Origin of the sequence: Shewanella sp. GXUN23E (genome assembly GCF_050865035.1) — a bacterium.
Classification (GTDB): domain Bacteria; phylum Pseudomonadota; class Gammaproteobacteria; order Enterobacterales; family Shewanellaceae; genus Shewanella.
Genome location: NZ_JBOZWP010000027.1, coordinates 1 through 12,280 on the forward strand (window position 1 = coordinate 1; position 12,280 = coordinate 12,280).

The 12,280-nt window shown below is 51.1% G+C and carries 14 protein-coding genes; 6 read left to right on the top strand and 8 right to left on the bottom strand.

Features of this window, described 5'->3' with window-relative positions:
• Positions 1-106 precede the first annotated feature (106 nt).
• Positions 107-649 carry a gamma carbonic anhydrase family protein gene (locus ACRRUX_RS18425; RefSeq protein ID WP_432533145.1) on the top strand — a complete coding sequence of 181 codons (543 nt, stop codon included), beginning with the start codon at positions 107-109 and terminating at the stop codon, positions 647-649.
• A gap of 79 nt (positions 650-728) precedes the next feature.
• Here the strand turns inward: ACRRUX_RS18425 and ACRRUX_RS18430 are convergent, their stop codons facing one another.
• Both ACRRUX_RS18430 and aroE read right to left on the bottom strand, forming a co-directional pair.
• A complete protein-coding gene (locus tag ACRRUX_RS18430; RefSeq protein ID WP_432533148.1) occupies positions 729-992 on the bottom strand; it encodes a DUF1488 domain-containing protein in 264 nt (87 codons plus the stop codon).
• Complete coding sequence (gene aroE / locus ACRRUX_RS18435; RefSeq protein WP_432533327.1) at positions 992-1,810, bottom strand: shikimate dehydrogenase; 819 nt, start codon at positions 1,808-1,810, stop codon at positions 992-994. Before aroE ends, ACRRUX_RS18430 begins: the two co-directional genes overlap by 1 nt.
• Positions 1,811-1,955: 145 nt before the next feature.
• Here aroE and ACRRUX_RS18440 point away from each other — a divergent pair, with 145 nt between their 5' ends.
• Positions 1,956-2,396 (top strand): group II truncated hemoglobin, encoded by a 441-nt coding sequence (locus ACRRUX_RS18440; RefSeq protein ID WP_432533151.1) that lies wholly within the window; start codon positions 1,956-1,958, stop codon positions 2,394-2,396.
• Positions 2,397-2,473: 77 nt separating this feature from the next.
• Here ACRRUX_RS18440 and hemF read toward each other — a convergent pair whose 3' ends face one another.
• The 3 genes from hemF to ACRRUX_RS18455 form a co-directional block, all read right to left on the bottom strand.
• Positions 2,474-3,385, bottom strand: a complete 912-nt coding sequence (gene hemF, locus ACRRUX_RS18445; protein WP_432533154.1) for an oxygen-dependent coproporphyrinogen oxidase — start codon at positions 3,383-3,385, stop codon at positions 2,474-2,476.
• Between the two features lie 5 nt (positions 3,386-3,390).
• Positions 3,391-3,954, bottom strand: coding sequence for an L-threonylcarbamoyladenylate synthase (locus ACRRUX_RS18450; protein WP_432533157.1), 564 nt, complete (start codon positions 3,952-3,954; stop codon positions 3,391-3,393).
• Positions 3,955-4,109: 155 nt separating this feature from the next.
• Positions 4,110-4,670: a topoisomerase DNA-binding C4 zinc finger domain-containing protein gene (locus ACRRUX_RS18455; protein WP_432533160.1), complete on the bottom strand. Its 561-nt coding sequence runs from the start codon at positions 4,668-4,670 to the stop codon at positions 4,110-4,112.
• A 151-nt stretch (positions 4,671-4,821) separates the two neighbouring features.
• Here ACRRUX_RS18455 and ACRRUX_RS18460 point away from each other — a divergent pair, with 151 nt between their 5' ends.
• Entirely contained in the window at positions 4,822-6,537 is a 1,716-nt protein-coding gene (locus ACRRUX_RS18460; RefSeq protein WP_432533163.1) for a collagenase, read from the top strand.
• Between the two features lie 150 nt (positions 6,538-6,687).
• On the opposite strand, the gene ACRRUX_RS18465 is transcribed toward ACRRUX_RS18460, so the two are convergent.
• From ACRRUX_RS18465 to ACRRUX_RS18475, 3 genes are all read right to left on the bottom strand, one after another.
• Positions 6,688-7,161, bottom strand: a complete 474-nt coding sequence (locus tag ACRRUX_RS18465; RefSeq protein ID WP_432533166.1) for a DUF494 family protein — start codon at positions 7,159-7,161, stop codon at positions 6,688-6,690.
• Between the two features lie 2 nt (positions 7,162-7,163).
• Entirely contained in the window at positions 7,164-8,174 is a 1,011-nt protein-coding gene (gene dprA / locus ACRRUX_RS18470) for a DNA-processing protein DprA (protein WP_432533330.1), read from the bottom strand.
• Positions 8,175-8,260: 86 nt separating this feature from the next.
• Positions 8,261-9,376 carry a LysM peptidoglycan-binding domain-containing protein gene (locus tag ACRRUX_RS18475; protein ID WP_432533169.1) on the bottom strand — a complete coding sequence of 372 codons (1,116 nt, stop codon included), beginning with the start codon at positions 9,374-9,376 and terminating at the stop codon, positions 8,261-8,263.
• 127 nt (positions 9,377-9,503) lie between these two features.
• Here ACRRUX_RS18475 and def point away from each other — a divergent pair, with 127 nt between their 5' ends.
• The 3 genes from def to rsmB are packed head-to-tail and all read left to right on the top strand — an operon-like array spanning position 9,504 to position 12,269.
• Entirely contained in the window at positions 9,504-10,013 is a 510-nt protein-coding gene (def, locus tag ACRRUX_RS18480; RefSeq protein ID WP_432533172.1) for a peptide deformylase, read from the top strand.
• 15 nt (positions 10,014-10,028) lie between these two features.
• The gene (gene fmt / locus ACRRUX_RS18485) at positions 10,029-10,988 is read left to right on the top strand and encodes a methionyl-tRNA formyltransferase (RefSeq protein ID WP_432533175.1); all 960 of its coding nucleotides are present in this window, start codon (positions 10,029-10,031) and stop codon (positions 10,986-10,988) included.
• Positions 10,989-10,991: 3 nt separating this feature from the next.
• Positions 10,992-12,269: a 16S rRNA (cytosine(967)-C(5))-methyltransferase RsmB gene (gene rsmB, locus ACRRUX_RS18490; protein ID WP_432533177.1), complete on the top strand. Its 1,278-nt coding sequence runs from the start codon at positions 10,992-10,994 to the stop codon at positions 12,267-12,269.
• Positions 12,270-12,280: the final 11 nt, after the last annotated feature.

Sequence of the window (12,280 nt, forward strand, 5' to 3'; positions counted from 1 at the left end):
GATATGAAAGAAAAATACATTTTTCTGCTCACTTGACCAAATTTCGCCCTGGTCTGCGTTTTTTTAACCTTTATACTGTCAAAAAACGCCATTTCAGGGGAAATACATGTCATCTTCTATTCGTTCATACAAAGGAAAGCACCCCACTCTGGGGCAGAAAGTCTACGTCGATGAAAGCGCTGTGCTGGTTGGAGATATTGAACTGGCAGAAGACGCCAGCATTTGGCCTCTGGTTGCCGGCCGGGGCGACGTAAACTTCATCAAGATAGGCAAGCGTTCAAATGTGCAGGATGGCAGCGTTCTTCATGTAACCCGAACTTCAGCAAATAACCCTGCTGGCTATCCTCTGATTATTGGTGATGACGTGACGGTGGGACATAAGGCCATGTTACATGGCTGCACTATAGGCAATCGGGTACTGGTAGGTATGGGAGCCATTGTATTGGACGGCGCCATCATCGAGGACGATGTAATGATCGGCGGCGGCACCCTGGTACCTCCAAACAAAGTGCTGCAAAGCGGCTTTCTATACGTTGGCAGTCCGGCCAAACAAGCCAGAGCACTGACTGAAGCAGAAAAAACATTCCTCAAACAGTCTGCCGATAACTATGTCAGATTGAAAAATGAATATATTGAGGAAATAAGCTAAAGGTAAAGTCACCGTCTCTGGTGCTTTGGAGATGACAATTGAAAGGGAGCTGCGGCTCCCTTTGGTGTAACCAGGCAGGTTAACCCAACAGCACATGCCCTTCTGCATCAAACGCTTCGGCGACCAACTTCAGCTCAGCCAAGTCTTCAACATCAAATCGGCATTGGGAAAACACATCCAACACATTCTCAGCGGTGACATCTGATACACCGCTCAATTTAGCCAATCCGGCCAACCCAATGACACAAAACAGGGTTTGGCCATCTACCTGTACGGGAAAAACCATCTGCTGTTTCGTCGCATCCCAGCTTTGTAAATCCGGAAAAATAACACTTTGGTTCATTACGCCTCCAAACGGCTTCTTAACGATGCCAATACAACATCTACATCCGGCATGACATTGCGCCACAACTTAAAGGCAATAGCCGCCTGACCGACCAACATTCCCAATCCATCCAGGGTATGAATGACGCCCTGTGCGCTTGCCCAACGATTAAAAGCGGTCATGTCGGCGCCGTACATCATGTCGTAACACAGTGTATCCGCGTTAAAAATCTCAGCGGGCACCGGTGGAAGCTCACCCGCAAGGCTGGCAGAGGTTGAATTGATGACAATATCAAAACCGCGCCCTGGTGTGGTTATTGCCTCAGCCCTGATGCCACCATACTTTCTGAATAAGGCCGCCAATGCCTGAGCTTTGGACTCGGTACGATTGCAGATCACCAACTCAGCAGGCTTCGCCTGCAGCAGTGGCAGAATCGCGCCCCTGGCTGCACCACCTGCGCCAAGAAGCAAAATACGCTTGCCTTGCAATCTTATATGTCGCTCAAGATCGGCCACCAGCCCACGCCCATCAGTGTTATCCCCATAAATACGGCCATCATCGGAAAAACTCAGGGTATTCACAGCACCGGCAAGGCGGGCTTCATCACTCAGCTGGTCGCACAGTTGATAAGCCTGCTCTTTGAATGGAACAGTCACATTTGCGCCCCGCCCTCCCTGTGCCATAAAACGGCGAACTGCCATTTCAAATCCATCCAGCGGCACCAACGAGGTGTCATAACTCATATCCTGATGAGTCTGTGCCGCGAATGAGGCATGGATAACGGGAGACTTGCTGTGAGCGATGGGGTTACCAAAAACGGTATATCTGTCAGACATCATCAACCTGCGTTATAACCTGAGTTACAGGCAGTCTACCGCCACACTATATGAGTGCAAGCCCATCACGCAGATTGGCCTGTATTCCATCGCTTGTGCTGCAGTAGACTTCAGCTATCTCAGTAAAGGGAAGTCAACAATACAGATGAAATGGTTGAAGAAGCTATTTAGCGGCCAGGAAAGTACCGACAACGGTGAGCGGGATCCCCGGCAATCCAATGCCTATGACAGAATTGGTGGGGAAGCGGTAATAAAAGCCCTGGCGCACCAGTTTTACCAGGAAATGCAAAGCCAACCTGAAACCCGGGAACTGCTGGCAATCCACAAAGCACCCATCGCTCAGTCAGAGCAGAAATTATTTGAGTTTCTCAGCGGCTGGCTTGGCGGCCCGCAACTTTATCAACAGAAGTATGGTCACCCAGCGCTTAGAGCCAGGCACATGCCCTTTGCCATCGATGATAATCTTCGGGATCAATGGTTAATCTGCATGCAGGCAGCACTGGTTAAAGAGGTGAAAAACCCTCAACACAGGCAAGCCATCTTTCAAGCCGTATCTGAACTGGCTGATCATATGCGAAATCAATAACCTTCAGATAATAGGTATTGATTAGCGTTTTAAGACAAAAGCCAGCAGTTGCTGGCTTTCACTTTATTACGTAAGACTCAGTCCAACCATTGCTGAGGTTTCAGGTAGGTCTCATACAACTCAGCTTCCGGGCTCCCTTCCTCAGGATTGTAGCTGTATTCCCAGCGAACCAACGGTGGCATGGACATCAGGATAGATTCGGTACGTCCACCCGTCTGCAGGCCAAATAGCGTGCCCCTGTCATACACCAGATTGAACTCCACATATCGGCCGCGGCGATAGAGCTGAAACTGACGTTCCCGCTCGCCGTACTCAGTGTTTTTGCGGCGCTCAACAATAGGCGCATAAGCCTTGAGAAAGCCTTCACCCACGGCTTGCATAAAGTCAAAACAGCGCTCAAATTCCCAGGTATTGAGATCATCGAAGAACAACCCTCCAACACCACGGGTTTCTCCCCGATGAGGCAGGAAGAAGTATTCATCACACCATTGTTTGTATTTAGGGTAAACCGGCTTTCCAAACGGCAGGCAAATGTCTCTGACCGCCTGATGCCACTGCACTACATCTTCGCGGAATGGGTAATACGGGGTCAGGTCAAAGCCACCGCCAAACCACCAAACCGGGTCTTGCCCCTCTTTGTAGGCAATAAAAAATCGCACATTGGCATGGGTCGTTGGAATGTAGGGATTGCGGGGATGAATAACCAACGACACACCCATGGCCTCAAAACTGCGGCCCGCCAACTCAGGACGATGTGCCGTGGCTGACGCAGGCATCATGGCGCCGGTGACATGGGAAAAATTCACCCCAGCCTGCTCAAATACCGCACCATCACGCAATACCCTACTGGTTCCACCACCGCCCTCTTCGCGGGTCCAACTGTCGGCAATAAAAGTTGCCTGACCATCGAGTTGCTCAAGCCCCTCACAGATCTGTTGCTGCAAAGCGATTAAAAAGGCCTTCACCTGGCCGCTGTCCGGCAATCCCATACTGATTATCCTTGTCTTAATACTTGTCCACTGATGGCATCGATGATGGTTGATGGCTGGCGCTGCAATCCCAACTCGCCCAAGATTAGGGCATCAACCTTGTCAGCAAAGTCACTCAAAATAGTCTCAGCATGCAATGCCGGCTCCTCACCCGCCAGATTGGCACTGGTCGATACCAGGGGCTTACCCAAAGTATCACACAACTCCCGGACAACGGGATGGGCTGAGACTCTCACGGCAATGGAGTCGAATTGCCCGCGCAGCATAGTCGAGGTATGGGCAAAAGTTGGCATGACGAAAGTAAAGGGGCCTGGCCATTTATCCTGTGCTCGTTGCAGCTGTTCACTGCTCAAACGACTGAAATCCACATAAGGAGCCAACTGTTGAATATTGGCAGCCACTAAAATCAGGCCTTTTTGCCAGGGGCGCTGCTTTATTTGCAGTAGTTTTTCGATAGCCGCATCATTGTCCGGATCGCAGCCCAAACCATATACAGCCTCTGTTGGATAGGCGACAACACCGCCCAGTTGAATGACATTGTTTGCATCTGATGGGTGCAATTGCAGCATCTTGGTTCCACCTGTTATTAGCATATCCTGACAGCGGGCTAATACGCCCATTCCGGTCGCCCCATCCCGACCGCGGCAGATTATAATCTCTGTCCCTATTCTGCGCCAAACATTATGACCAGGATCACAGATTACTGAATAACCGTCCTGAAATGTCAGAGTTTACGTTTGAATTTACAGGATTTTTGCGGACATTCCAGGCGTTTTCCGGAGACGGTGTTACGCTCAACCAGTATGCCAAAACCACAATCAGGACAAGATTCGGCCACTGGCGGATAATTCACCAAAAACTTGCACTTGGGATAGGTGTTGCAGGCATAGAAAGACTTGCCAAATCGGCTGGTTCTTTGCTCCATATGGCCTTTGTTGCATACCGGGCAGGCTATGGCTTGGGCTTCATCCTGACCGGGCTTTTCAATGTGATGACAGGCCGGATAGTTGGTACAGCCGATAAAAATGCCGAAGCGCCCTGATTTTACTGCCAGTTCATGACCACATTCGGGGCATACAGAGCCCTCAATTACCTGAGCTTCAAGATTCTCATGTTGCACCAATGGTCGGGTATAGTCGCATACCGGATAGTTGTTACAACCGATAAAACCACCATGTTTGGAGTGACGGACAGATAACTCGCTGCCGCACTTGGGACAGAGTTCATATTCTTTTTCCAATGCATGTTCATGGGCACTGAAAAGCTGGTCATCAATCTTGGACATGGAAAATTCCTGCAGTGAGATTGCACTATTTTACCAAGCCTCATGCACCGGTGGAATTCAGCCAGCTCAGAAGCGTGGGAAATATCCATATACTCAACCGCTGCAAGTGGATATATTGTATACAAAATAACAATAAGGTTAGGGAGTAACCATGAAACTCAACACTTTGCTGCTGGCGATAGCAATCTCGGGGTTGGTCGGCTGCAGTCAGCTAAGCCTGCCAGAAAGACCCACGCCCAAGGCAGATGCACTGCTGCAATACGATGCGCAGCAGTATTTTACCGACACGACTGAGTATGATCTGCTCACGGCTCGAGACACTATTTTCAAACTGGGACAAACTCAATCCCCTGATGAGCTTGATAAGCTGCTCTATTACCTGCGAGCCTTCAGCTACTACGGTGATATCAAAGCATTAAACGACGCAGATTTAGATAGACTCGCCAGCAATCTGGACAGGCTGCCAACGACACCCCGTCTGCAGGAACATTTTGCCGTAACTCTGTATCGCTACTTCAACGAAAACACACCTGCGCAGCTGGCAAGCCTGCTGCCCAGACTCCACGCTCAACTGGCGCAACTTAATCGCCTCACACCAAGCCAGGCTTCCGACTATGCCCTGTGGGAAACATTAAGGGCCTACGGCTTTTTATTGCACCTCAGTCAAAAACATACCGACTCTGAGCTCGCCGGTGTCATGACTGATGATAGTGTCTTCTACGCGTTGTCTGCGTTCACTGAATCGCAACTTGCACAGGGTTACGCCAGTTGGCGAATCGACAATGGTTACTGGGCATTGGCCATGTATCGTCTGGCACTGGCGGATGAACAACCCATCTCTGAAACCATGGTGGATGACCGCGCAGCAGCCATTGCCCGTCAGGATTTACGGCTCAGGGGGGATAACGCCAGACAGAGTTACACCCTGGGCTACCATGTCAATATCTTCGGCAAGAAGCAGTTGTGTGAGCAACTGTCTGATATCTGCCGGATCCCAACGATTGAAGCAGTGCTGCCCTATGTTCACTCCTGCTCGGAGTCATTATTCATCCGGCATCAGGATCTCAATTCTGATGAGCTGAATATCAGCTGTCACAAACTCACGTCTCAGGAAATGGATTTTCATAGCCTGCTGGCGACCAACCACCAACCAGTGGCAAACGACTACAACGATGCGCTGCAGGTTGTTACTTTTAGCAACTGGACCCAGTACAACGCCTATGGACAACTACTGTATGACATCAGTACCGATAACGGCGGCATGTACATTGAAGGCACACCACAAAATCCAGACAACCAAGCCAGCTTCTTCGCGTTCAGACAGTTTTGGATCGATGACTTTGCGATTTGGAACCTGAATCATGAGTATGTGCACTACCTGGATGGACGTTATGTTAAATACGCCGGATTCGAGCACTTCCCCTCGCATCTGGTGTGGTGGGCAGAAGGACTGGCCGAATACATCTCCAAGGGCAATGACAATCCCAAAGCAGTGGCGCTAATCAAAGACAATAACCAAGCACAACCAACACTGGCACGAATTTTTGCAACTCAATATGAAGACGGCGTCGACTATACCTATCGCTGGAGTTATCTGGCTATGCGCTTCCTGGCAGAACAACACCAGGTCGGATTACGACAGGCAGCCGCCTTGCTCAAATCTGATTATTTCGACGGATACATGAACAAGTTAGAAGAATTCAGCAAATTGGATAGTGACTTTACACAGTGGCTCGCAGATGTAGCACAGGAAAGTTCAAAAACTGAGGCAACAGAACGACACATAAATAAAATCGACCGCTACGCCTACCGTGACTACCTGCAACCTGCACACCTGCCAACGGATGAATTGCACCAGCACTTTTAATATCTATCACCGGAAAGTGTCGATGTAAGGTGTTGCCTGCAGGTATGTCGACCAGCCGTTGCCCGCAATCGGACATCAAAAAAGGAGGCCCAGACCTCCTTTATCTATGCCGCTGAACAAGCACAGTGTCCAGACGATTGGTGGTGCCACTCAGGAATGCAGCATGCCGTCGGGCTGCTCAAACACCAAATCTTCCATCTGGGCATAAGCTGATTCATTACCGGGCGCGTTGAACAGTACCATCAGGATCACCCACTTGAGATCATCCAGTACCAAAGTTGGCTCATCCAACTCCATCACTCTGTCGATGACCATTTCCCGGGTGGTAACACTGAGCACCTGAATATGCTCCAGAAACATCAGGAAACCACGACACTCAACATCCAGCTTACTCATCTCAGCATCGGTATAGATACGGAAAGAGGTTTGATCATGGGTGCGCAGATAGGGTTTGTCACTTTCCTGCAATTCAGCAAGATGTTCAAGCCAGGAGAGAGCTTTAAGAATTTCTGACTGGTGGAATCCTGCCCGGGTCAATTCCTGAGTCAGTTCATCCTCATCCACCATCATTTCCATTTCGCTGTGCACATAGTTTTCAAACAGATACATGAGAATGTCGAACATGGCTAGTTCCTCTTTAGTCTGACGTAACCCCCGGGCACCGCAGCAACCCAGCCCTGTAACTCAAGTTCAAGTATTTGTTCCAACACGTGATCTATCGTTTTTCCACTATGTTCAACCACCTCATCCAAAGTTGTCACTTCATATCTGACACTAGACAACAAAGAGGGAGTTGGCAACTCAGCGGTGCTTTCCTGCGCTATATGGTGACATAAATGCAAGGCTTCAAGGTGCCAACCACACAGAGCAGCAAGCTCTTCAGTAATATCGACCGCATTCTCCACAAGTTTGGCACCATTTTTAAGCAATTCATGACAACCTTCACTCTGACCGCCCAAAATTCCACCAGGCACAGCAAAAACCTCCCGCCCCTGCTCGGCCGCCAGCCTGGCGGTAATAAGCGAACCACTTTTTAATCTGGCCTCCACCACCAGCGTTCCCAGCGAAATGCCACTGATAATGCGATTCCGTTTGGGGAAATTACCGGCAAAGGCTTTAGTATCCGGCCAGAACTCACTGATCAAACATCCCTGCTCACGAATCGCCAGATAGAGTTGCTGATTGCGTCTGGGATAACACTCATCCACCCCGGTTCCCAACACTGCAACGGTAGCGCCACCAGCATCCAGTGCGCCCAAATGAGCTGCAGCATCAATGCCGGACGCCAGACCACTGCACACCATCACCCCCTGAGCTGCCAATTGATGGCTGAGCATACGGCCGCTTTGCAAACCGGCCGGACTGGAACTGCGACTGCCAACCACAGCTACAGCGGGTACCTGCAGTAATTCGGGTCGCCCTTTGGCAAACAGAACAGGGGGAGGATCGTAGATAGTGCGCAGCAAAGGCGGATAAAAGGGGTCATCAAAACAGATGATGGCATGATCGGCGGCGGCCGCTTGCCAGGATAACGCCATTTCGACCCGCTCGGGTTGCAAACGGAAACGACTGCGCCCAGCACCTTCAAGTGAGTCAGGCTCAAACTGAAGACGCTGCCTGAGTTCAGGCAGCGTCATGGATTCCAATTGGCGTTGTATTCCGGCAGGCCCCAAACCGGATACCGCAGCAACCGCCAGCCAATCAGGCAGGCTGTCTGTCAGTGTTATTCTCCGAGTAATGGCGGTTTGGGCGTTTCCAGACGGTCATTTACCCGTACAGGCCTTTCATTAACCATTATCAGGCCCAGGGCAGTATTATCAAACACCTTGAATACCATCAAATTGCCATGATAGTTGGCAGGTAATTGATATGTACTGGAATCTGAAATAGTGGCCAACACCTTGTCATAGGAGGAGCGATCGGCAGAAGGAACGGGAATTCCATCTTTATCGATGACGACTTCATCGCCATCCCTGAATATGGCAAACACATCGCCCTGGGTCACGCCATCTGTTGTGCCACGGTCAATATAAACCACATCCAGCTTGCCCATTTCACGGACATCAATGCCTGAAGCCAGAATTTTCGTCGGCTCAGCCACCTCGGCAGCCTTGGGCATAAAATAGATAGGCAGCAAAGAAGTATCATCCAAAGCCAGTAATCTGTTGCCCGGCTTGGTTTCTCTGAAACTGGTCTTTAACATCACAGTGGACACATCACCACTTGCCACTACCTGTCCGGTTGCCGTTAAAATCGCTTCCTGTCCCAAAGTCTCGCCATCTGTGTCACGATTAAAAATTCTGCCACCGGTATAAAAGCCGACCTTCTGGCCAACTATCAACGGTCCATCAACATAAACCTGCTGACCGGCAACATGATGTCGTGATGCAGTTTCACCTCCGAGTAAAACCGGCTGTTGTTCAAACCACGCCACATCAACCACCCGATTTTGGATCAGATAGGGTTGGATCAACGCCAAGTCAACAGCAGGCACCGCATCCCCCTTGGACTGAACCCGTCCTTCTGGAGACTTGCGTACCACAGGCTTATGCACCAGTCTGGGCTGGCCATCGACAAAAATCAGGCTGAGTCTGTCCCCTGGATAAATAAGGTGGGGGTTGGCAATTTGTGGATTGTTACCCCACAAATTTGGCCAGCGCCAGGGATCATTCAGGAAGTGGGCCGAGATATCCCACAGGGTGTCACCTTTTTGCACAACGTAGGAGTCTGGATGCCCGGGTTTAAGGGTAATCACATCTGCCAGCGCTGCACCGGCCTGGGCTACCAGGGCCACCCCCAGCGTTAAGGGTAAGAAAATGCGTTTCATCGGACCGTCCATGATGATTGACTCTTCAGTGAGCTTTTGCTGTCAATGAATGCCGCTTGGGATTAAAATTAATCCAACCACACAGGCCAGTATAACCAACTGGTGTAATTTTGACAGACTTGTTAAGAGTTTAACTATTATGGCTTTACTCCAGGTGCTCTGTTTCCCGGATGAAAGATTACGCACAGTCGCCAAACCTGTAACTGATTTTGGCGATGCCCTGCAAACCCAAATTGACGACATGTTTGACACCATGTACCAGGAAAAAGGCATCGGGCTCGCCGCCACTCAGGTCGATTTTCATCACCAGCTGATCGTGATGGACCTGCAGGATGAAGTTGACCGGCCAAAAGTCTTTATCAATCCGCAAATCATGGCGTCCAGTGGTGACTTCTGTAATGAAGAGGGTTGCCTGTCTGTACCCGGCATTTTTGCCAAGGTCGACCGCTGTGAGCAGGTCACAGTCAAGGCACAGGATCGTCACGGCAACGAGTTCACCGTTGAAGCAGATGGGCTGTTTGCCATCTGTATTCAACACGAAATGGACCATCTGCAGGGCAAATTGTTTGTGGATTATCTGTCGCCACTGAAACGCCAGCGTATTCGCCAGAAAATGGAAAAGGCCGCACGCCAGGCCAAAGCCAACTGATACACAGGATCTCACTTGAAACCACTCAATATCATTTTTGCCGGTACGCCGGATTTCGCCGCTCGCCATCTACAGGCGTTAATGGGTTCCCGCCACAACATTGTTGCAGTGTATACCCAACCGGATAAACCAGCTGGTCGCGGCAAGAAGCTGACTCCAAGTCCGGTGAAAGTGCTGGCGCAGGAACATGATATTCCTGTCTTTCAGCCAGCCTCTTTGCGTAAAGAAGACGCCCAACAGCAATTGGCCGCACTGAACGCCGATATTATGGTCGTTGTGGCCTATGGTTTAATCCTGCCCAAAGTAGTGCTGGAGATGCCCAGACTGGGCTGCATAAACGTGCATGGTTCAATTTTGCCTCGCTGGCGCGGCGCAGCGCCGATCCAACGGGCGCTGTGGGCCGGTGATGAAAAAACCGGTGTCACTATCATGCAGATGGATGTCGGCCTGGATACCGGCGATATGCTGCTGAAAACCGAGCTGAACATCGAAGACCAGGATACCTCTGCCAGTCTGTATGAGAAACTGGCAGCCCAGGGGCCAGAAGCATTGCTGCAGGCACTGGAAGGGCTGGCAGCCGGAACGCTGAGTGCAGAAAAGCAGGACGAGTCGCTGGCCAACTACGCCGAAAAGCTCAGTAAAGAAGAAGCACGCCTGGACTGGAATAAACCGGCAGTGGCTTTGTGGCGTGAAATTCGCGCCTTTAATCCCTGGCCGATCAGCCACTTCGACCACGAAGGCCAGACCATCAAAGTGCAGCAGGCTGAAGTCAAAGCCGACGCCACCCAGGCTATGCCGGGCACTGTGATTGCTGCAGGTAAGCAAGGGCTGGAAATTGCCACTGGAGAAGGCATTCTGGTTCTCAAAACCATGCAACTGCCGGGTAAGAAGCCGCTGGCAGTGGCCGATATCCTCAATGCCCGTGGCGAATGGTTCGCACCGGGCACAGTGTTGGCCAGCGCACAGGCAGAGTAATACATGAATATTCGAGCATTGGCGGCCAAGGCCGTTTTCGACGTACTGGAGCGCGGTATCTCACTGTCTGCCGCACTGCCGGAGCAACAGGCCAAGGTCAGTGGCAAAGACAAAGGGCTGCTGGCAGAGATTTGCTATGGCGTGATGCGTCACTTACCGCAATTGGACAAACTGGTCAGTGATTGTCTGAGCAAGCCCATCAAAGGTAAACAGCGTATTGTTCACCAACTGCTGCTGGTTGGCTGCTATCAACTCTACTTCACCCGTATTCCTGCCCATGCGGCAATATCAGAAACAGCCGAAGCCTGCCGCCAGCTTGGCTTCGAAAATCTGGTTAAAGTGGTCAATGGCGTATTGCGCAGCATTCAGCGTAATCAGGCACCATTGTCGGAAGACAACGATACCCTGAAATTCAATATGCCCGGCTGGATTGTCAAATCCCTGAAAGCCGCCTATCCGAACCAATGGCAGGAGATCATCGAGCAGTCACATCAGCGTCCACCCATGTGGCTGCGTAACAACGCGCTGAAGCAAACCAGAGATGAATACCTCAGCACGCTGGCGGAAGCGCAAATAGCCGCCTCAGCAGGTAGCTCACCACAAGCTATTTTGCTGGAGTCCCCTACTGATGTCGGCCTGTTGCCTGGTTTCTTTGAAGGCCACGCCTCGGTGCAGGATGGTGCCGCCCAGTGGGCTGCGACATTGCTGGAGCCACAAAACCATGAGCTGATTCTCGATGCCTGCGCGGCGCCCGGCGGCAAGACCTGCCACATCCTCGAGCTGGCCCCTGAAGCGACTCTGGTCGCCGTCGACTTTGATGACAAGCGCCTCAAGCGAGTCAGCGAAAACCTCAGTCGCCTGAATCTGCAGGCCGAGGTGATCCACGGCGACGCGTCTGATATCGATTCCTGGTGGCAAGGTGACAAGTTTGATCGCATTTTGCTGGATGCGCCCTGCTCGGCAACCGGCGTGATCCGTCGTCACCCGGATATCAAATGGCTGCGTAAAGCCAAAGACATTGAAGAGCTGGCCGCCCTGCAGAGCAAAATTCTTGATCACTGCTGGCAGTGGCTGAAGCCTGGCGGCACCTTGCTGTATGCCACCTGCTCTATCATGCCTGCGGAAAACCGCGACCAGATCAACGCCTTCCTTGCGCGCACGGCGGATGCTACCCTAGATGTCCTGCCACAAAGCAATACTGGTGAAACGGGTTGGCAAATCCTGCCAGGCCAGCAACAGATGGATGGATTTTATTATGCGCGCCTGCGCAAACAGGCGTGATTAGCCAATCC